Below are 21,351 nucleotides of genomic sequence, written 5' to 3'. Positions count from 1 at the left end.
TAAGATACCGACCATTCATATGGAATGGTTTTATTAACTGCGTATGAGTTAAAACTTATTAGTGGTTCAGAAGATGGTTTGCCTCTTGTTTGATTTGTTGTAGTACGTTACGCACATGATTTATCTGATTAATTGCATCTTCTTTTTCTTTACGTAGCCGCGCATCCAGTAAATGATTTTCTGGTAGGGGTGTTTCACTCATCTGGCGATAAGGGATCCACGGATTATCATCTTCGTCTTCAAAGCGGAACGCAGGCGCATAGTAATCAACCTCTTCTTCCAGGCCATATGCCGTCACCTGCGGCTCATCATCACCCAGGCAGATAAGGTGCGTTAATAACGCTTTGAACGGCATATCACCCTGACCTGAAATACAGGCTTTATGACCCAGGCCACCCTCTTCTTTAACGATCAAGGCATCTTTGATATGGACCTGGGTAATATGCGGTGCCATCGTTTTTAAAGCGTCGATGGGATGCTCATTTGTATTGATCATGTTCGCAAAATCAAACAGTAAGGAAAGAGACTCCATCTCACTTTCTTTGACCAGCGACACCAGCTCATGGCTTTTTAAATCTTCATGCTGTTCGATCGTAAAAGTCAGGCCGCTGTCCTGATACGTTTCCCGTACATAGGCAATGTCGTTAGCGATGATCGATAATACGTCGCGCAAATTACCTTCATAACGTGGATAAAAACGTACGGATGATGCCCCAGTTTTCAACGCAATGGCGACGGCTTCGTCAATAGATGCCTTATCTGAAGCGCTGGTTTCAATATGAATATCAAGGTTCAGACGGCGGGCTTTATCCCCAAAGGCAGAGAGTTCTTTATCGTCCATATTACCAAGAGAAAAACGCTCGCCATCCAGAACATGGATTTTGACGCCACGTAGATTATTTTCACTTGCGATATCAAGTAAATCAGCAGGCAACACTCTTTCCAGCCGCATATTTAAATGAAAGGCATAAGCATGTAAATAAAGAGGAAGAGTGTCGACACGTTGTAGAATCTTTCTTGCGTTATTTATTGTCACCATAAAACACCTACAGATTAATGATGAGGTCTACGGCCTCAAATCGCCAATATTCAATATCTATCTGGACAATATTGCCTTGCTGGTCGGCGCGATGCTTTTCAATTAAGATCGCTGGCATACCCGCAGAACCGCCAAGATACTTGCTGATATCGCCCGGCATTCTGACGGGTTTGAAAATCAATTTTTTTACTACCGTCTCTTTTTGGTAGCACTTTTCCCAGACTGCAGAAAATGAGTGGTTTTCAAGTTGTTCAATAAAACCCGGAGCAACTTCAGGATTAATATATGTTTCGTGATAGAAAACTTTATGTCCTTCCAGCGCCCCCCAGCCGGTGATGCGATAGAGTTCAGTTGATGGTGTCACTGCAATCAGTGGCGCGAGCGTCTCGGGAATATCGCTGGTACGGTTTTTCTCGGTAAACCCCCAGGAAGGCTCTCGTCCTTGCTCAATTGCGGCCCGCTGAAAGCTCGCTGACAGCTCCGGACTGTAATTAAATCGCGGCTGGGTCACGAACCACCCCTTACGATCCTTACGGAAGATTTTGGATTCTGCCTCGAGGTTCAACAACGCCTGGCGCAGCGTCATACGTTTAATGCCCAGCAGTTCTCCCAGCTCTCTTTCTGAAGGGAGTTTTCCACCCGGCGTGGTGATGCCATCTTTCAACCACCGATCCAGTTTCTCTTTTGCATTTTCTACGGTGGATTGATTCTCCGCCATTGTTTAATCCTTTTGGTTTAAACCAGATGAAGCATCTTACGCTTACGCCAAAAAAGAAAGCAATTAACGGTGTATGACTTTGCAGATAATTGTGACAAAGCTCTCTATTGACGTAATCACAGACTTATAAGGGAGATACTCGCATTGGTGTGCGCTCACGACAGGTAAAAAAAAACCTGCCAGCGATGGCAGGTTTTTTATGACTAAAAAACGAAATTAATCGTCTTTCGGTGCGCGGTTGGCGCGACGACGATCGTTTTCCGTCAGGTGACGTTTACGAATACGGATAGAGGTCGGAGTCACTTCTACCAGTTCGTCATCATCGATGAACTCCAGAGCTTGTTCCAGAGTCATGCGGATAGGCGGAACCAGAACAACGGCTTCGTCAGTACCGGAAGCACGCATGTTGGTCAGTTTCTTACCGGTCAGGCAGTTTACAGTCAGGTCGTTAGAGCGGCTGTGAATACCGATAATCTGACCTTCGTAAACTTCTGCACCGTGACCGAGGAACAGCTTACCGCGATCCTGCAGACCGAACAGCGCGAACGCTACCGCTTTACCCTGACCGTTAGAGATCAGTACACCGTTCTGACGCTGACCCACTTCGCCCGGACGTACGTCGTCGTAGTGGCTGAAGGTGGAGTACAGCAGACCAGTACCGGAAGTCATGGTCATGAACTCAGAACGGAAGCCAATCAGACCACGGCTTGGGATCACGTAGTCGAGACGTACGCGGCCTTTACCGTCTGGATTCATGTTTTTCAGGTCGCCTTTACGTTCGCCCAGCGCCTGCATCACAGAACCCTGATGCTGTTCTTCAACGTCCAGCGTCACGTTTTCATACGGCTCTTGTTTACGACCGTCGATTTCACGGAAGATTACTTTCGGACGGGATACCGCCAGTTCGAAACCTTCACGACGCATGTTTTCGATAAGAACAGACAGGTGCAGTTCGCCACGACCAGAAACGCGGAACGCATCGGCGTCTTCGGTTTCTTCTACGCGCAGCGCAACGTTGTGTACCAGTTCTTTGTTCAGACGATCCAGGATCTGACGAGACGTTACGAACTTACCTTCTTTACCGCAGAACGGCGAGGTGTTAACGCAGAAGAACATAGAAACGGTCGGCTCATCAACGGAGAGTGCCGGCAGCGCTTCAACGTTTTGCGTGTCGCAAACGGTGTCAGAAATGTTCAGTTCGCCCAGGCCCGTGATCGCCACGATATCGCCAGCTTCCGCCAGATCGGTTTCAATACGTTCCAGACCGAGGTGTCCCAGCACTTTACCGACTTTCGCGTTACGGGTTTTGCCTTCGCTATCGATGATAGTGACCTGCTGGTTCGGCTTCACTTTACCGCGCTTGATGCGGCCAATGCCGATAACGCCAACATAGCTGTTGTAATCGAGCTGAGAAATCTGCATCTGGAACGGACCGTCAAGGTCAACGTCCGGCGCAGGAACGTGGTCAACAATCGCCTGGTACAGCGGGGTCATGTCTTCCGCCATATCTTCGTGGTCCAGACCCGCGATACCGTTCAGCGCAGAAGCGTAAACGATCGGGAAGTCCAGCTGCTCGTCGGTCGCGTCGAGGTTAACGAACAGATCGAATACCTGATCCACAACCCAATCAGGACGCGCGCCAGGGCGGTCAACTTTGTTGATAACAACAATCGGCTTCAGGCCGTAAGCAAACGCTTTTTTGGTTACGAAGCGCGTTTGCGGCATCGGGCCGTCAAATGCGTCAACCACCAGCAGCACTGAGTCTACCATGGACATTACACGTTCAACTTCACCACCGAAGTCGGCGTGCCCCGGGGTATCAACGATGTTGATACGGTAATCATTCCATTTGATAGCGGTGTTTTTCGCGAGGATGGTAATCCCACGCTCTTTCTCCAAATCGTTGGAGTCCATCACGCGCTCTTGGGTTTCGGCACGAGAGTCGAACGTACCGGATTGTTGGAGCAGCTTGTCTACCAGGGTGGTTTTACCATGGTCTACGTGCGCGATGATGGCGATATTACGCAATTTTTCGATCACAACTTTGCCTCAGGCATTAGAAATAGCGCGTTATTGTACACGGATTAATCGCACTACAAAACAGGATCACAAACATCCTCCGCAAACAAGTATTGCAGAGTCCCTTTGTGATCGCTTTCACGGAGCATAAAAAGGGTTATCCAAAGGTCATTGCACCAATATGGTGCTTAATGTTTCCATTGAAGCACTATATTGGTGCAACATTCACATCGTGGTGCAGCCCTTTTGCACGATGGTGCGCATGATAACGCCTTTTAGGGGCAATTTAAAAGTTGGCACAGATTTCGCTTTATCTTTTTTACGGCGACACGGCCAAAATAATTGCAGATTTCGTTACCACGACGACCATGACCAATCCAGGAGAGTTAAAGTATGTCCGCTGAACACGTACTGACGATGCTGAACGAGCACGAAGTGAAGTTTGTTGATTTGCGCTTCACCGATACCAAAGGTAAAGAACAGCACGTCACTATCCCTGCTCATCAGGTGAATGCTGAATTCTTCGAAGAAGGCAAAATGTTTGACGGCTCCTCGATTGGCGGCTGGAAAGGCATTAACGAATCCGACATGGTGCTGATGCCAGACGCATCCACCGCAGTGATTGACCCGTTCTTTGCCGATTCTACCCTGATTATCCGTTGCGACATCCTTGAACCTGGCACCCTGCAAGGCTATGACCGTGACCCGCGCTCCATCGCGAAACGCGCTGAAGATTACCTGCGTTCTACTGGCATTGCCGACACCGTACTGTTCGGGCCAGAACCTGAATTCTTCCTGTTCGATGACATCCGTTTCGGATCTTCTATCTCCGGTTCCCACGTTGCTATCGACGATATCGAAGGCGCATGGAACTCCTCCACCCAATATGAAGGTGGTAACAAAGGTCACCGTCCGGCAGTGAAAGGCGGTTACTTCCCGGTTCCGCCGGTAGACTCTGCTCAGGATATTCGTTCTGAAATGTGTCTGGTGATGGAACAGATGGGTCTGGTGGTTGAAGCCCATCACCACGAAGTAGCGACTGCTGGTCAGAACGAAGTGGCTACCCGCTTCAATACCATGACCAAAAAAGCTGACGAAATTCAGATCTACAAATATGTTGTGCACAACGTAGCGCACCGCTTCGGTAAAACCGCGACCTTTATGCCAAAACCGATGTTCGGTGATAACGGCTCCGGTATGCACTGCCACATGTCGCTGTCTAAAAACGGCGTTAACCTGTTCGCGGGTGACAAATATGCAGGTCTGTCTGAACAGGCGCTGTACTACATTGGCGGCGTAATCAAACACGCGAAAGCGATTAATGCCCTGGCAAACCCGACCACCAACTCTTACAAGCGTCTGGTCCCGGGCTACGAAGCACCGGTAATGCTGGCTTACTCTGCGCGTAACCGTTCTGCGTCTATCCGTATTCCGGTGGTTTCTTCTCCGAAAGCACGTCGTATCGAAGTACGTTTCCCGGACCCGGCGGCTAACCCGTACCTGTGCTTTGCTGCCCTGCTGATGGCCGGTCTTGACGGTATCAAGAACAAGATCCATCCGGGCGAAGCAATGGACAAAAACCTGTATGACCTGCCGCCGGAAGAAGCGAAAGAGATCCCACAGGTTGCTGGTTCTCTGGAAGAAGCACTGAACGAACTGGATCTGGACCGCGAGTTCCTGAAAGCCGGTGGTGTGTTCACTGATGAAGCGATCGATGCGTACATCGCTCTGCGTCGCGAAGAAGATGACCGCGTGCGTATGACTCCGCATCCGGTAGAGTTTGAGCTGTACTACAGCGTCTAATAGTTGAAGTTGTACTACCCGGCGCAACAACGCCGGGATTTAGTTGCCGTGGAAACTTTCAGCCCATCTCTGCATGGGCTTTTTTCTCCGTCAATTCTCTGATGCTACGCGCTTTTTATCCGTAAAAAGCTATAATGCACTAAAATGGTGCAACCTGTTCAGGAGACTGCTTTATGGCAACAGGCACGCAGCCCGATGCTGGGCAGATCCTCAACTCGCTGATTAACAGTATTTTGTTAATCGATGACAACCTGGCGATCCATTACGCCAACCCCGCCGCGCAACAACTGCTCGCCCAAAGCTCCCGCAAATTGTTTGGTACACCGTTACCGGAACTGTTGAGCTACTTCTCATTAAATATCGAGCTGATGCAAGAAAGTCTGGAGGCGGGGCAAGGTTTTACTGATAACGAAGTGACGCTGGTCATCGACGGGCGCTCGCATATCCTTTCTGTGACGGCCCAGCGTATGCCGGACGGCATGATCCTGCTGGAGATGGCACCGATGGATAACCAGCGCCGCTTAAGTCAGGAACAGCTACAGCACGCCCAGCAGGTTGCTGCCCGTGATTTAGTGCGCGGCCTGGCACATGAGATTAAAAATCCGCTTGGCGGTTTACGTGGCGCGGCACAGCTGCTCAGCAAAGCATTACCTGACCCGTCACTACTTGAATATACCAAAGTGATTATCGAACAGGCGGACCGGCTGCGAAATCTGGTCGACCGTCTGTTGGGACCGCAGCTGCCCGGTACGCGCGTTACCGAAAGTATTCACAAAGTGGCTGAACGCGTGGTGACGCTGGTGTCGATGGAGCTGCCGGACAACGTGCGGTTGATTCGTGATTACGACCCCAGCCTGCCGGAACTGGCGCACGACCCGGATCAAATTGAGCAAGTGCTCCTGAATATTGTGCGTAATGCGCTACAGGCGCTGGGGCCAGAGGGTGGTGAAATCATTCTGCGTACCCGCACCGCGTTTCAACTGACCTTACACGGCGAGCGCTATCGGCTGGCGGCGCGAATTGATGTGGAAGATAACGGGCCGGGCATTCCGCCTCATTTGCAGGATACGCTGTTTTATCCGATGGTCAGTGGCCGCGAAGGTGGTACCGGGCTTGGCTTATCCATCGCCCGTAATTTGATTGATCAGCATTCAGGCAAAATTGAATTTACCAGTTGGCCAGGTCATACCGAGTTCTCGGTTTACCTGCCTATCAGGAAATAAAGGTGACGTTTATGCAACGAGGGATAGTCTGGGTAGTCGATGACGATAGTTCCATCCGTTGGGTGCTTGAACGTGCGCTCGCTGGAGCGGGTTTAACCTGTACGACATTTGAGAACGGCGCGGAGGTACTGGAGGCGCTGGCGAGCAAAACGCCGGATGTGCTGCTTTCAGATATCCGTATGCCGGGAATGGACGGGCTGGCGCTGCTCAAGCAGATTAAACAGCGCCATCCGATGCTTCCGGTCATCATTATGACCGCACATTCCGATCTGGATGCTGCCGTCAGCGCCTATCAACAAGGGGCGTTTGATTATCTGCCCAAACCGTTTGATATCGACGAAGCCGTCGCCCTGGTTGAGCGCGCCATCAGTCATTACCAGGAACAGCAGCAGCCGCGTAATGTTCAGCTTAACGGCCCAACGACCGATATCATCGGCGAAGCGCCAGCCATGCAGGACGTGTTCCGTATTATCGGTCGGCTTTCGCGTTCTTCTATTAGCGTGCTGATTAACGGCGAATCCGGCACCGGTAAAGAACTGGTCGCTCATGCCCTGCATCGCCACAGTCCGCGAGCCAAAGCGCCGTTTATCGCGCTGAATATGGCGGCTATCCCGAAGGATTTGATCGAATCAGAACTGTTTGGTCACGAGAAAGGCGCGTTTACCGGCGCGAATACCATTCGTCAGGGGCGTTTTGAACAGGCCGATGGCGGCACGTTATTTCTCGATGAAATTGGCGATATGCCGCTGGATGTGCAGACGCGTTTGCTGCGCGTGCTAGCAGACGGTCAGTTTTACCGCGTTGGCGGCTATGCGCCGGTGAAAGTGGATGTGCGGATTATCGCTGCCACTCACCAGAATCTCGAACAGCGGGTGCAGGAAGGTAAGTTCCGTGAGGATCTGTTCCACCGCCTGAACGTTATCCGCGTTCATCTGCCGCCGCTGCGCGAACGTCGGGAAGATATTCCCCGTCTGGCGCGCCATTTTTTACAGGTTGCCGCGCGCGAACTGGGCGTAGAAGCGAAGTTGCTGCATCCGGAAACCGAAGCCGCGCTGACGCGTCTGGCGTGGCCAGGCAACGTGCGCCAGCTGGAAAACACCTGCCGCTGGCTAACGGTAATGGCTGCCGGACAGGAAGTGTTGATTCAGGATTTGCCTGGCGAACTGTTTGAATCAACGGTTGCGGAGAGTACTTCGCAAATGCAACCGGACAGTTGGGCGACGCTGTTAGCGCAGTGGGCAGACAGGGCGCTGCGTTCCGGTCATCAAAATCTGCTTTCCGAAGCGCAGCCTGAGCTGGAGCGGACGTTACTGACGACCGCGTTGCGACATACGCAAGGACATAAACAGGAAGCGGCGCGGCTACTCGGCTGGGGGCGTAACACTCTGACGCGGAAGTTAAAAGAGCTGGGGATGGAGTGATTCACGGCTTGTGTGTAAAGATTGATTATTGAGCGCAAACTGCTGGTATTTTGCGCTTTACTGTTCCGATAAGTTCAGTATGATCTTGCCCGGAAAACGGGGAGAGTCATTATGCTGGAATCAATAATTAATCTGGTATCGAGTGGCGCAGTTGACAGCCACACACCGCAAACTGCTGTTGCTGCCGTGCTGTGTGCCGCGATGATTGGGCTGTTTAGTTGAGTTTCAGATTGCTGATGATGTGCTCTTTGTTCATGCCGGATGCGGCGTGAACGCCTTATCCGGCCTACAAAAGCAATATTTTCAACAGGTTTTGTAGGCCTGATAAGCGTAGCGCATCAGGCAATCTTGTTCTCAGCACATTGATGGCGCTTTCGTTTTCTACTTTGTAAACGAAGCGCCATTCACTATTTAAATCACCCGTGAGAACTGCTGCATCCGCGCTTTCTGGCGCAGATAGGTATCAAAGCACATGCAAATGTTGCGGATCAGCAAGCGACCTTTCGCCGTCACCTGAATCCCCTTGTCATCCACATCCACCAGCCCATCTTTTGCTAACGGGGCGAGCAGCTTGAGATCTTCCGCAAAGTAATCAGCGAAGTGCAAATCCCACTGTTGCTCAATGGGAGCGTAATCCAGACGGAAGTTGCAGATGAGCGACTTAATCACATCGCGGCGAATACAGTCATCACGCGTTAGCGCAATACCACGCCACAGCGCGTTGCCTTGTTCATCCACTTGCTGATAGTAGTGCTTCAACTCTTTCTGGTTCTGCGCGTAGCAGTCGCCAATCATACTGATGGCGGAAACGCCCATCCCCAGCAGATCGGTATCGCCCTGAGTGGTGTAGCCCTGGAAGTTACGGTGCAGCACGCCTTCACGCTGGGCCACCGCCAGCTCGTCATCCGGACGGGCAAAGTGATCCATACCGATAAACTGATAGCCCGATTGCGTCAGGAAGGCGATGGTTTCCTGCAGGATATCGAGTTTTTGCTGCGGACTCGGCAGGTCAGCATCTTTGATTTTGCGCTGAGCAGCAAAAATGGTCGGCAGATGCGCGTAGTTAAAGACACTCAGACGATCGGGGTTCAACTCCGCCACGCGTTTCAGGGTAAAAACGAAACTCTCCGGCGTTTGTTTCGGCAGGCCGTAAATCAGGTCGATGTTGGTGGAGGTAAAACCAATCTCACGCGCATGGTTAAGCAGTGCAAAGATGAACTCTTCATCCTGCTCGCGGTTAACCTGACGTTGCACTTCTTTGTTGAAGTCCTGCACGCCCATGCTCAGGCGATTAAAGCCCTCGGCGCGTAAATGATCGAGTACATCCAGTTCGATTTCGCGCGGATCGACTTCGATCGAAATCTCCGCATCGGCATTGAACTGGAAGTTTTCGCGCAGCAGCTTCATCAGACGGCTGATTTGCGCTTTGTTCAGATACGTCGGCGTACCACCGCCCCAGTGCAGCTGGCTCACCTTGCGCCCGGCAAAAAGCGGTGCACGATGGACGATTTCTTGCTCCAGCGCGTCCAGATACTGATCGGCCTTGTGCTGCTGGCGAGTAACAATCTTATTGCAACCGCAGAAGTAACAAAGCTTATGGCAGAACGGGATATGTACGTAGAGAGATAATGGACGCTCAGGATAGCGCGCCACGGCTTGTAAAAACGCCTGTTCGCCGAAGTCTTCTGAAAACTCCAGCGCGGTCGGGTACGAGGTGTATCGTGGCCCGGAATAGTTATATTTCTGGATCAGGGCCAGATCCCAGTCGATTTGCTGTACAGACATGCTCACTCCTTCCGATGGCGTCTCTGGCGGCTACGGCGTACCGGCGGATGCCCGTTTCGGGTCATCAGCCGGTTGCGCAGCCACTTTTGTCGCCGCGACAACCGCTGTAGTTTAACGAATAACCACACCAGATAACATATAACCGGAAGGGTTATCAGCAGAACGGGAAGGCCCACGGCGGCAATCCGTTAGTTGCCCCGCAGCAGACGCATCATGTCTTCTTGCTTCTCGTCTTCTTCCTCTTCTTCGTCATCGTCATAAGAGAGGCCGAGCTTCTGCATCAACTCATCAATACGATCCAGCTTGGCATCCACCCAGGATTGCTCTTCGGCGCTCAGGGTTTCGCCTGCTTCCAGACGTTCCAGCAGCGCATCCAGACGCTCATCCGTTTCCAGTAACTCCAACTCCGCCTGCGGTGAAAGCATAGGTTTCTCACTCTTCGGTTTGTGCTGTTTGGTGACTTTTTCAGTCACGCCCAATGGAATAGGGGTTTTACTGCCAATACGTGGATCTTTCGGTGCGTTCTGGCCTTTGCTGCCTGACGTGGTGTTACCGCCCGCTGCGCGGCTGCCCGGCGCATGACCACGACGTTTTTTCTGACGCTTACGGTCACGAGCTTCCTGATCCAGCTCCTCGCGTGTTTTTCGACGCGCTTTTGCATGACCTTTGCTGCGTGAGTTTGAAGATGATGGTTTCATAATGGTTCGTCTTTTAGCCGTTTTATTCAGTATAGATTTGCGGCGGAATCTAACAGAAAGCAAGCAAAGAAAAAAGGCGACAGATTACTCTGTCGCCTTTTTTCCTGACTCATAACCCTTAACGGGTCTTACAATCCTTGCAGGCCGCCAACACACCCTGTTTTTCCATTAGCCGGAACAATCCGTGTTGATTCCATTTCCGTTTAATTACGTCTCCGGACGTTTGTCTTCCTGACAATCCTCTGTCTTCGCCTCCTGGCGCTCCTGACCCTCATCCTGAGTCATTGTTCCTGTTAGCGTCCTCGCTCTATGGGTGCTACTTTACGCCTTTGCTTTAAACAAACAATCAACCGCCATCAGTATTTGCACATTTTCAGAGTTTTATATAAAAGCAATTAACTGATTTATATAACTTATTTGACATGCATCGCAGAATTTTCTCTGCTATTTCGCATAAAGACTATCGGCAATGTCTCACAAAGCGTATGGCTTTTACTTACAACGCTCACGCCGAAAAATCCGCCTTTTATTATGGTTCAGGTATAATCGCCGCAAAGCTTTGACTGACGGAGACGACCGCTTTGACTAATTTGAATTATCAACAGACGCATTTTGTGATGAGTGCGCCTGATATTCGCCACCTACCTTCCGATACCGGAATTGAAGTGGCTTTTGCAGGCCGTTCCAACGCAGGTAAATCCAGCGCGCTGAACACGCTGACTAACCAGAAAAGCCTGGCGCGGACCTCAAAAACCCCAGGGCGCACCCAGCTTATCAACCTGTTTGAAGTGGCTGACGGCAAGCGTCTGGTTGACTTGCCTGGGTACGGTTATGCGGAAGTCCCGGAAGAGATGAAGCGCAAATGGCAGCGCGCGCTCGGCGAGTACCTCGAAAAACGTCAGAGCCTGCAAGGTCTGGTGGTGCTAATGGATATTCGCCATCCGCTGAAAGATTTGGATCAACAGATGATTGAGTGGGCGGTAGACAGCAATATCGCCGTGCTGGTGCTGCTGACCAAAGCGGACAAACTGGCAAGCGGCGCACGTAAAGCGCAATTGAATATGGTGCGTGAAGCGGTGCTGGCGTTTAACGGTGATGTGCAGGTTGAAACGTTCTCTTCACTGAAGAAACAAGGCGTGGACAAGCTGCGGCAGAAACTGGATACCTGGTTTAACGAGATGCAGCCTGTAGAAGAAACGCAGGACAGCGAATAATTTTCTTGCCTTAATGCTTGTGCCGGATGTGGCGTATCCGGCCCGTAAATTCAATAGATTACACTTCTACCGTTGGCCTGATAAACAGGGCGCATCAGGCATTACGGATCTTTTCTTTCGCCCAATAAAAAACGCCCCAGTCATTACTGACTGGGGCGGCTAAAATATTCAGCCAAATCCGATTACGTGAAGTAAAAGGTCTGAAAGATAGAACATCTTACCTCTGTACCCTACGCGACTAACTTTACTCTTTTTTGTTCAGTTCAGAAAGCATTTTTTGTAATTTTTTTTCAGTTGTTGCATAGGAATTTCTAATAGCCATCACAAAACGTGACAGCTTATGTTGCTTACTTACGAAAAAAGGGCATGTTCAGGCGAATCTTAGTGCGCCTGATCCCAGTTTTCGCCACTCCCCACTTCCACCAGCAACGGCACATCCAGACGGGTACAGTTTTCCATCAGTTGATGAATCTGCTTCGCGACGGCATCGACATCATCTTTATGAACTTCAAATACCAGTTCATCGTGTACCTGCATGATCATACGCACACGCGGTTGCTCAGCCTGTAACCACGCATCAACGGCAATCATCGCCCGTTTGATAATGTCGGCGGCGGTTCCCTGCATTGGCGCGTTAATGGCTGCACGTTCAGCCGCTGCACGACGAGCCCCATTGCTGGATTTGATATCCGGCAGATACAGACGGCGTCCGTCCAGCGTTTCAACGTAGCCCTGCTCTTTCGCCTGAGCACGGGTGCGTTCCATATACTGCAGCACGCCAGGGTAGCGTTCGAAGTAAAGGTCCATGTACTTCTGCGCTTCTTTACGTGGAATGTTCAATTGCCGCGCCAGACCGAAAGCACTCATGCCATAAATCAGACCAAAGTTGATCGCTTTCGCGCTACGGCGTTGCTCGCTGGTTACGGTTTCCAGTGGCAAACCAAACACTTCTGCCGCCGTAGCCCGGTGGATATCTTTTCCTTCCGCGAATGCGGTCAGCAAGCCTTTGTCACGCGAGAGATGCGCCATAATGCGCAGTTCAATCTGCGAGTAGTCCGCCGAGACAATCACATAATCCTCTGGCGCAATAAACGCCTGGCGGATACGACGACCTTCTTCGTTACGCACCGGAATGTTTTGCAGGTTAGGATCGGTTGACGATAAACGTCCCGTTGCAGTTACTGCCTGGTGATAAGAGGTATGCACACGCCCGGTTTTCGGGTTGATCATCAGCGGCAGCTTGTCGGTGTAAGTCGATTTCAGCTTCGCCAGACCACGATACTCCAGAATCACTTTTGGCAACGGATAGTCCAGCGCCAGTTCTTCCAGTACCTCTTCCGACGTTGACGGCGCGCCACCTGGCGTTTTCTTCAGCGGTTTAATGCCCTGTTTTTCAAACAGAATGGTTTGTAACTGCTTGGTGGAAGAAAGGTTAAACTCCTCACCTGCAATTTCATGCGCTTTCTTTTCCAGCTCAGCCAGACGAAGAGTGAGCTCTTCAGAATGATTGTGCAGCACTTTCGGATCGATCTTCACACCGTTACGTTCAATGCGTGAAAGCACCGGCACTAGCGGCATTTCGATATTCTCGAAGACGTTCAACGGCCCTTTGTGTTTTTGCAGATCCGGCCACATTTTCAGATGCAGCTGCAAGGTGACATCTGCATCTTCGGCGGCGTAACGTCCGGCCTCTTCGAGGGCAATCTGGTTAAAGGTCAGTTGATTTTTGCCTTTACCCGCAATCTCTTCAAAAGTGATGGTTTTGTGCTTCAACCAACGTTCCGCGAGGCTGTCCATATCGTGACGCCCGGCAACGCTATTGAGAATGTAGGACTCCAGCATGGTATCAAACGCAATCCCACGCAGCTCAATGCCGTAATTCGCCAGAATACCGCGATCGTATTTCAGGTTTTGCCCGACCTTCAGCGCCTTTTCATCTTCCAGCAGCGGTTTTAGCAACTCGAGTGCACGCTCGCGAGAGATTTGATCGGGCGCATCAAGATAATCATGAGCAACCGGAATATATGCCGCTACGCCTGGCTCGATAGCAAAAGAAAGCCCGACCAGGTTAGCAGAGATGTTATCAAGGCTGTCGGTTTCGGTATCAAATGCAAATACCGGCGCTTTTTCCAGCTTCGCAATCCACGCTTTCAGTGTTTCTTCATCAAGGATGGTGACGTAGTTGTCATAAGAAATCACCGTTGCCGTCACTTCTGGTGCTTCGTCTGCAACACTGGTTTCCTGTGGCTTCGCGGCTGGTTTTGCCCCTTTGGCCTGTAACCATTTGCCCGCTTCGACATCAGCAGTCCAGCGTTTGAACTCATACTTTTTGAACAGCCCCAACAACTCTTCCGCTGCCGGTTGCTGCACTTCCAGTTGTTCACAGGTCAGCTCCAGTTCAACGTCGGTTTTAATCGTCGCCAGCTGGTATGAGAGATAAGCAACTTCTTTGTTTTGCTCGAGCTTCGCTGCCATTGTTTTCGCGCCACGGAAGCTCAACCCAGCAATTTTTTCTGGCTCGGCATACAGCGTATCCAGGCCGCCAAGACCTTGCAGCAATGCCTGCGCGGTTTTTTCACCGACGCCCGGTACGCCAGGAATGTTATCAGAGGAGTCACCCATCAGCGCCAGGAAATCGATGATCAGTTCTGGCGGCACGCCGTACTTATTCACCACCTCTTCCGGTCCGAGGATGGTATTCGTCATGGTATTGATAAGCGTAATATTTGGCGTCACCAGTTGCGCCATATCTTTATCGCCAGTGCTGATCAGCACCGGACGCCCGGATTTTTCGGCTTCGCGCGCCAGAGTACCGATAACGTCGTCCGCTTCTACGCCAGAAACCGCCAGCAGCGGCAGTCCCATCGCTTTAACCATCGCGTGCAGAGGTTCGATTTGTGCTCGCAGATCGTCCGGCATTGGCGGGCGATGTGATTTGTAATGTTCAAACAGTTCATCACGAAAGGTTTTTCCCTTGGCGTCAAAGACCACCGCTGCATGCGTCGGTTTATATTGCATGATCAGACTGCGCAGCATGTTGAGGACACCATACATCGCACCGGTCGGCTCGCCTGCGCTGTTAGTCAGCGGGGGAAACGCGTGATATGCGCGATAAAGATAAGATGAACCATCTACAAGGATAAGTGGATTTTGGGGGATCTGAACCATAATGTCCGTGCCTGTTTATCAGATTATGGGTAAAGGATGCCACAGACAGGATGAAAACATGAGTTTTTCACCGCTTTTCGTGAAAATCTTTTGTAGATCTTCTGGATCGCTCGCAAATCGTCATGTGGATAACTTTGTGCATAAATTATTTACATCGCTTTTAATTTATTATCATGCTTTTTACAGCATGATGTTTGTCTTTGTTTTTCATGAAGTTAAAAATAAGACCATCCCTAATAATTGAGATAATGGGATTTTTTCTAATGTGGATAGATATGAATTATTTTTCTCCTTAAGGATCATCCGTTATTTGGGTCGTTTTCTGCTAAAATCTGCGCCTTGCGCTTCTTTAGCGCACTGTCTATGGCTAACTTTTTGAATAAATTCATTATGACGAGAATACTCGCTGCGATAACCCTTTTGCTGAGTATCGTATTGACCATTTTGGTCACTATTTTTTGCTCCGTCCCGATCATCATTGCCGGGATTGTAAAACTATTGCTTCCTGTGCCAGTCATTTGGCGAAAGGTTTCGCGTTTTTGTGATTTTATGATGTATTGCTGGTGCGAAGGTCTGGCGGTATTACTGCATCTGAACCCACACCTGCAATGGGAAGTTCACGGGCTGGAAGGGTTAAGTAAGAAGAACTGGTATCTGCTTATTTGTAACCACCGTAGTTGGGCAGATATTGTCGTACTGTGCGTGCTGTTTCGTAAGCACATTCCGATGAATAAATATTTCCTCAAGCAGCAACTGGCCTGGGTGCCTTTTCTTGGCCTGGCGTGCTGGGCGCTGGATATGCCGTTCATGAAGCGTTATTCCCGCGCTTATTTATTACGTCATCCGGAGCGACGTGGTAAAGATGTCGAAACCACTCGGCGTTCTTGTGAAAAGTTTCGCCTGCATCCCACCACCATTGTCAATTTCGTTGAAGGCTCCCGTTTCACGCAAGAAAAACATCAGCAAACCCACTCCACTTTTCAAAACTTGTTGCCACCAAAGGCGGCAGGCATTGCGATGGCGCTAAATGTACTGGGTAAACAATTCGATAAACTGCTTAATGTTACGCTGTGTTATCCGGACAATAACCGTCAGCCGTTCTTCGATATGTTAAGCGGTAAACTGACGCGAATTGTCGTACATGTGGATTTGCAGTCTATTTCCGATGAGTTACATGGCGACTACATCAATGACAAAAGCTTTAAGCGCCATTTTCAGCAATGGCTGAACTCACTGTGGCAGGAAAAAGACCGGCTTCTGACGTCGTTGATGTCATCACAGCGGCAGGACAAGTAAATTTTGCTCGCCTCTGAATGAGCAGAGGCGAGTGAGTATTTTAATGAACAAAACGTCCGGCACGAGACATAAATTCTTCTTCGCTCATCTCCTGTCCGTTAAAAGCAACTTTACCCGGTGTATAACGCAGTTGCAGCGAGGCGGTATTGTTGTCAATCGTGATTAACTGAAACATCTGACCTAAGGTCATCATCCCGCTGATTTGTTTATCAGCCTGCTTTTGCGCTTTTTCCGCATCCATTCCTTCAGATAAATTAAGCTGTTTTGCGATTTCTGTGGCGACATTAAGCGGTAATTTCACATCAAAATTGAGCGATTTAATATCTTTGTTTGTGGATGATGAAGATTTGGCTGGGTCGGCAATACTGATATCCAGATTGGCATTTAGTTCGCCGAGTGCGTTCTTCCATCTTACCGGTTGTTTAATGGTCGGCTCACTTTTTTGTAATAACGGTAAATACTCTTTGAAAAATGCAGCATTCACTTCTTGCAGAGCAACTTCATCGTTTGCTAACTCAGGGTGTGCAGCAAGCTGCTTCTGCATCGCAATGTTATACTGGATGATAAATTGGCGCACCGCTGAGGGATCAATAGATTCAGCAATCAATGACCACTCACCACTACCGAGTTGCTGATTCCCTTTTGTTAACTTATCAAGTTCGTAGGTCAGATTGACATTGATATAATCTTTGTCTTTAACGCGATCCAGCCTGGTTTTTGCAACGAAAGCATCGATTTGGGCAACGTCTTCCCCGTGATTGATAATGTTAATCTGATTAAATTTCGACTCGCTTTCACCAACCGGAAATTTCTTTTCTTCTAATCGCGCCAGAGAATCAATGGTAAAACTTTTCGCCGTTACTTTGTTCATTGGTGATAATTGCAGAACAATATCTTCGACTTTGCCTTCAATATCCAGGTTAGACAATGAACTACCATCACCATTAAAAGTAAACTGGCCCTTACCAAAGGAAAACTTTCCATACTCTGCAGGGGCAACATCTAATGTCGTGGAGAATGAGCTACCAAACGCGAACCTCAATGTCGCTTCCACGGGCGATTTATTTTTCGCGGCGATAAATAGCGGTTGTGTCAGTTCATTATTCACTAAGTTCACTTTTGCCGCTGCCAGTACTGGGATGACATTACCATGCATTAACATTGTGATGGGCAACGGACCGTGCTCAACATCCACATCAAATGCAACTTTCTGGCCTGGCTTGATATTGAGATCGGGTGTACCGTTATCAAATGTCATTTGCATTTGAAAACGAGAATTAAAAAAGCCTTTGTCAAAATTTTTATAACTTAACGTCATATCGTAGGCATGTTCACCTTTCTTTTTAGCATCGTTAAAATCTTTAATAAATTTTTCGACACCAGGCTGAATTTGCGTACCTGTGTACCATGTGCCACCGCCCCAGATTACGGCTAACGCAACAATAACACCTGTAGCTGACTTACGTATCATATAAATATTCCCTGATAAAACAGCAAAACTTTGAATATCCACTTATGCTGAAATAATGTCCAGCGGCAGGATGCATTATCAGAATGTATTTATATTTATTAAATAATAAAAAAAGCCCGTGAATATTCACGGGCTTTATGTAATTTACATTGAATTATTTTTTCTCGGACAGATATTTCACAGTATCAGCATACTGCTGAACAAAAACATCCATATTGCTGGTATCCATACCCTGCGGATTCAGCTGATATTTACCGTTAACAAACATCGCCGGAACGCCACGCAATTGCACGTCAGCTGCAGCTTTTTCCTGCTGAGCGACCAGGGATTTCACCACGAAGCTGTTCCACGCCGCGTCGTACTCTTCACCTTTAATACCTGCGTTGATAAATACATCGCGGATATCAGATGCTGAACGAATGGTCTGGGTTTTCTGTACGCCTTCAAACAGCGGAACAGTGACTTTGTCTTCCACGCCCAGTGCCATCGCCACTGCCCATGCCTGAGTCAGATCTTTGCCCAGGTCACCACCCATGAAGTTGACGTGGTATTTAGTCATCTTCACGCCTTCCGGCAGTTTTTTCTTCACGTTATCAGAAATATGCAGAACTTCTTCAAACTGATAGCAGTGCGGGCAGAAGAAAGAGAAAAACTCCAGCACTTGCGGCGCGCCAGCAACTGGTTTTTCCAGGGTAGTGTACTGTTTACCATCTTCATACTGCGCCGCCGATGCGCTAAACGCTAAAACTAAACCAGCCAGCGCCAGCCAAATCTTTTTCATGATCTACTCTCTCCGATTAATACATAGGTGTTAATTGCAAAGGGGGTTCTTGTAGAACTTTTGCCTGTTCTATAAAAGTCGCCGTCTGTCGCAGCCAGTAATCTTCCCCAGTTAACCACGGGAAATTTTTCGGGAACGCGGGATCAGCCCAACGCCGCATTAGCCAGGCAAGATAATAAACCAAACGCATGGCGCGTAAAGGTTCAATCAGTCCGATTTCAGCGGTGTCGAACTCGCTAAATTCTTCATAAGCTTCAATAATAGTTTCCAGTTGCATCCGCTGCTCGGCTTTATCGCCATTGAGCAACATCCACAAATCCTGAACGGCTGGACCATTACGTGCATCATCCAGATCAACAAACATTGGACCATCGCGCCAGAGAATATTCCCGGCGTGGCAGTCTCCATGTAGCCGCAGAACGGTGAAATCTTCCCGCCAGTGTGCTGTAACGGCGGCGATCAGCTCATCTGTCGCTTTCAGGAATGCTGCTTTCAACCCGGAAGGTATCAGTGTAGCGTCCTCAAACAGCTTGCGTGGCTCAATGAGATATTCATTCAGACCGATGGTCGGGCGATGGATAAAAAGCTGTTTGCGCCCCGTCTGGTGCATACGCCCTAAATAACGCCCAACAGCTTCCATCTGATCGATATTATCAGCTTCGAACTGGCGACCACCGACGCTTGGAAAAACAGCGAAATAAAATCCCTGATGGTTCAATAAAGTCTGACCGTTAAAGGCCACAGGTGCTGCGACCGGAACTTCATCATTTACCAGCTGCAACGCAAACTGATGTTCTTCGAGGATTTGGTCGGCTGTCCAACGTTCAGGGCGATAAAATTTGACGACAAAACGTCGACGATCTTCGTCCTGAAATTGATAGACACGGTTTTCATAGCTGTTAAGCGGGGTAAGACCGGAATCCACCCGGATCCCTTGCTCAAATAGAGCATCCATAATGGTATCCGGGTGTAGTGTCTGGAAAGTAAAAGCGCTGTTGTTCATCCCATCATCCGGAAAACATTACGAATGATGAAGGATATCATTTCACGATGATTTTGGTGGCGCCGCTTACAAGCTTTTACTCTTTAATTACGCCGCGAGCGCGTAACAGCGCCGTTTTGAAGTCTTCTTCATAATCTTTCTGCAAACCCGGGATCACCGCATCTTTCGCGGAATCACGCATTTTCAGGTGATAGATCAGAATGTCATCCGTCAAATCCGCCAGTTCGCCGTCAAAACCTGACTCTTTCGCCAGTTTCTGCAAAAATTGCAGCAGGTTAAGGTCTGGCTCTTTTTGCCAGGCTGGCTGGAGGAGTTCAATAACTTCATTCAAACGTTTACATTTCATAGTAATGCTCCTTACTCTTGAGACAGACACGTTAGCAGGGTCAATCCCACAATAAAAGAGGCGATATCGGTGAATCTGATGACGACGATAACAGGCGTTGTGCTGGCAGGCGGTAAAGCCAGACGAATGGGCGGCGTAGATAAAGGATTGCTTGAATTAAACGGCAAACCATTATGGCAACATGTCGCTGACACGCTTATGACGCAGCTCTCTCACGTCGTGGTTAATGCTAATCGTCATCAGGAAATCTATCAGGCAAGCGGTCTGAAAGTGATTGAAGATTCACTGGCGGATTACCCAGGCCCTCTGGCAGGAATGCTTTCAGTAATGCAGCAGGAAGCAGGCGAGTGGTTTTTGTTTTGTCCGTGCGATACTCCTTATATTCCCGAGGATTTAGCAGCCCGGCTTAATCATCAGCGCAAAGATGCGCCTGTCGTGTGGGTCCATGACGGTGAACGCGATCACCCGACTATTGCTCTGGTAAACCGCGCAATTGAGCCTTTATTACTGGAATATCTGCAAGCAGGAGAACGCCGGGTAATGGCATTTATGCGTCTGGCTGGCGGGCATGCGGTTGATTTCAGCGATCATAAAGATGCATTTGTTAACGTGAATACGCCAGAGGAGCTTGCCCGATGGCAGGAAAAACGATGATACCGTTACTCGCCTTTGCCGCGTGGAGTGGTACCGGAAAAACTACGCTTTTGAAAAAACTGATCCCGGCATTATGCGCCAGAGGGATCCGTCCAGGGCTGATTAAGCATACGCACCATGATATGGATGTTGATAAGCCAGGCAAAGATAGCTATGAGCTGCGCAAGGCTGGCGCGGCACAAACCATCGTTGCCAGCCAGCAACGATGGGCCTTGATGACGGAAACACCAGACGAAGAAGAGCTGGATCTACATTTTCTCGCAAGTCGAATGGATACCTCAAAGCTGGATTTGATTCTGGTCGAAGGGTTTAAGCATGAAGAGATCGCAAAGATTGTGCTGTTTCGCGATGGAGCCGGACATCGACCTGAAGAATTAGTGATAGACAGGCATGTTATTGCTGTAGCCAGTGATGTGCCGCTTAATCTTGATGTCGCGTTACTGGATATTAATGATGTTGAGGGGCTGGCTGATTTTGTGGTGGAGTGGATGCAAAAGCAGAACGGATAAGCAAGAGTAGGCTGGATAAGACGCGCCAGCGTCGCATCCGGCATTTTTTTCACCAACGCAAAAAGGCCATCCTGACGGATGGCCTTTCGCTTAATTTGATGCCTGGCAGTTCCCTACTCTCGCATGGGGAGACCCCACACTACCATCGGCGCTACGGCGTTTCACTTCTGAGTTCGGCATGGGGTCAGGTGGGACCACCGCGC

Annotated in this window: 18 protein-coding genes, 1 rRNA gene and 1 pseudogene; 8 read left to right on the top strand and 12 right to left on the bottom strand. The window is 49.5% G+C overall.

The features are described 5' to 3' along the window. Positions 1–58 precede the first annotated feature (58 nt). From ACJHX3_RS16865 to typA, 3 genes are all read right to left on the bottom strand, one after another. Entirely contained in the window at positions 59–1,039 is a 981-nt protein-coding gene (locus tag ACJHX3_RS16865) for a sugar phosphate isomerase/epimerase family protein (protein ID WP_094308651.1), read from the bottom strand. Between the two features lie 7 nt (positions 1,040–1,046). After that, positions 1,047–1,757: a GntR family transcriptional regulator gene (locus ACJHX3_RS16860; RefSeq protein ID WP_000829798.1), complete on the bottom strand. Its 711-nt coding sequence runs from the start codon at positions 1,755–1,757 to the stop codon at positions 1,047–1,049. Positions 1,758–1,973: 216 nt separating this feature from the next. Beyond that, on the bottom strand, positions 1,974–3,797 hold the full coding sequence (typA, locus tag ACJHX3_RS16855) for a ribosome-dependent GTPase TypA (RefSeq protein ID WP_000570668.1): 1,824 nt from the start codon (positions 3,795–3,797) through the stop codon (positions 1,974–1,976). A gap of 372 nt (positions 3,798–4,169) precedes the next feature. Here typA and glnA point away from each other — a divergent pair, with 372 nt between their 5' ends. The 4 genes from glnA to ACJHX3_RS16835 all read left to right on the top strand — a co-directional run bounded on the left by glnA (position 4,170) and on the right by ACJHX3_RS16835 (position 8,445). Then, positions 4,170–5,579 carry a glutamate--ammonia ligase gene (gene glnA, locus ACJHX3_RS16850; protein WP_001271717.1) on the top strand — a complete coding sequence of 470 codons (1,410 nt, stop codon included), beginning with the start codon at positions 4,170–4,172 and terminating at the stop codon, positions 5,577–5,579. 173 nt (positions 5,580–5,752) lie between these two features. Next, on the top strand, positions 5,753–6,802 hold the full coding sequence (glnL, locus tag ACJHX3_RS16845) for a nitrogen regulation protein NR(II) (RefSeq protein ID WP_000190577.1): 1,050 nt from the start codon (positions 5,753–5,755) through the stop codon (positions 6,800–6,802). A gap of 11 nt (positions 6,803–6,813) precedes the next feature. Then, entirely contained in the window at positions 6,814–8,223 is a 1,410-nt protein-coding gene (gene glnG / locus ACJHX3_RS16840; protein ID WP_001188777.1) for a nitrogen regulation protein NR(I), read from the top strand. 111 nt (positions 8,224–8,334) lie between these two features. Continuing rightward, a complete protein-coding gene (locus ACJHX3_RS16835) occupies positions 8,335–8,445 on the top strand; it encodes a YshB family small membrane protein (protein ID WP_000893994.1) in 111 nt (36 codons plus the stop codon). A gap of 189 nt (positions 8,446–8,634) precedes the next feature. Here ACJHX3_RS16835 and hemN read toward each other — a convergent pair whose 3' ends face one another. From hemN to ACJHX3_RS16820, 3 genes and pseudogenes are all read right to left on the bottom strand, one after another. Then, positions 8,635–10,008, bottom strand: a complete 1,374-nt coding sequence (gene hemN / locus ACJHX3_RS16830) for an oxygen-independent coproporphyrinogen III oxidase (protein WP_094321790.1) — start codon at positions 10,006–10,008, stop codon at positions 8,635–8,637. A gap of 188 nt (positions 10,009–10,196) precedes the next feature. Then, entirely contained in the window at positions 10,197–10,706 is a 510-nt protein-coding gene (gene yihI, locus ACJHX3_RS16825) for a Der GTPase-activating protein YihI (protein ID WP_001295266.1), read from the bottom strand. 118 nt (positions 10,707–10,824) lie between these two features. Beyond that, positions 10,825–10,991, bottom strand: a pseudogene (locus ACJHX3_RS16820) (hypothetical protein). A 296-nt stretch (positions 10,992–11,287) separates the two neighbouring features. On the opposite strand from ACJHX3_RS16820, the gene yihA reads away from it, so the two are divergent. After that, positions 11,288–11,920, top strand: a complete 633-nt coding sequence (yihA, locus tag ACJHX3_RS16815) for a ribosome biogenesis GTP-binding protein YihA/YsxC (protein WP_000183345.1) — start codon at positions 11,288–11,290, stop codon at positions 11,918–11,920. Positions 11,921–12,301: 381 nt separating this feature from the next. Here yihA and polA read toward each other — a convergent pair whose 3' ends face one another. Next, positions 12,302–15,088, bottom strand: a complete 2,787-nt coding sequence (polA, locus tag ACJHX3_RS16810; protein WP_000250043.1) for a DNA polymerase I — start codon at positions 15,086–15,088, stop codon at positions 12,302–12,304. A 363-nt stretch (positions 15,089–15,451) separates the two neighbouring features. On the opposite strand from polA, the gene ACJHX3_RS16805 reads away from it, so the two are divergent. After that, on the top strand, positions 15,452–16,384 hold the full coding sequence (locus ACJHX3_RS16805; RefSeq protein ID WP_001469191.1) for an acyltransferase: 933 nt from the start codon (positions 15,452–15,454) through the stop codon (positions 16,382–16,384). A 40-nt stretch (positions 16,385–16,424) separates the two neighbouring features. On the opposite strand, the gene ACJHX3_RS16800 is transcribed toward ACJHX3_RS16805, so the two are convergent. From ACJHX3_RS16800 to ACJHX3_RS16785, 4 genes are all read right to left on the bottom strand, one after another. Beyond that, positions 16,425–17,855: a DUF945 family protein gene (locus tag ACJHX3_RS16800; protein WP_087890787.1), complete on the bottom strand. Its 1,431-nt coding sequence runs from the start codon at positions 17,853–17,855 to the stop codon at positions 16,425–16,427. A gap of 154 nt (positions 17,856–18,009) precedes the next feature. After that, positions 18,010–18,636 carry a thiol:disulfide interchange protein DsbA gene (gene dsbA, locus ACJHX3_RS16795; protein ID WP_000725337.1) on the bottom strand — a complete coding sequence of 209 codons (627 nt, stop codon included), beginning with the start codon at positions 18,634–18,636 and terminating at the stop codon, positions 18,010–18,012. Positions 18,637–18,652: 16 nt separating this feature from the next. After that, entirely contained in the window at positions 18,653–19,639 is a 987-nt protein-coding gene (gene srkA, locus ACJHX3_RS16790; protein WP_001065519.1) for a stress response kinase SrkA, read from the bottom strand. 76 nt (positions 19,640–19,715) lie between these two features. Next, positions 19,716–19,985: a YihD family protein gene (locus tag ACJHX3_RS16785; RefSeq protein WP_001295263.1), complete on the bottom strand. Its 270-nt coding sequence runs from the start codon at positions 19,983–19,985 to the stop codon at positions 19,716–19,718. A gap of 69 nt (positions 19,986–20,054) precedes the next feature. On the opposite strand from ACJHX3_RS16785, the gene mobA reads away from it, so the two are divergent. Beyond that, on the top strand, positions 20,055–20,639 hold the full coding sequence (gene mobA / locus ACJHX3_RS16780; protein WP_001052192.1) for a molybdenum cofactor guanylyltransferase MobA: 585 nt from the start codon (positions 20,055–20,057) through the stop codon (positions 20,637–20,639). Beyond that, positions 20,621–21,148 (top strand): molybdopterin-guanine dinucleotide biosynthesis protein MobB, encoded by a 528-nt coding sequence (gene mobB / locus ACJHX3_RS16775; RefSeq protein WP_000907614.1) that lies wholly within the window; start codon positions 20,621–20,623, stop codon positions 21,146–21,148. The genes mobA and mobB overlap by 19 nt, the downstream gene beginning before the upstream one ends. A 100-nt stretch (positions 21,149–21,248) precedes the next feature. Here the strand turns inward: mobB and rrf are convergent. Continuing rightward, positions 21,249–21,351 (bottom strand): 5S ribosomal RNA (gene rrf, locus ACJHX3_RS16770); the annotation flags it as partial.

This window comes from Escherichia sp. WS1265 (genome assembly GCF_046487585.1).
GTDB lineage: Bacteria > Pseudomonadota > Gammaproteobacteria > Enterobacterales > Enterobacteriaceae > Escherichia > Escherichia coli.
This window is presented reverse-complemented; position numbering and strand designations above follow the sequence as displayed.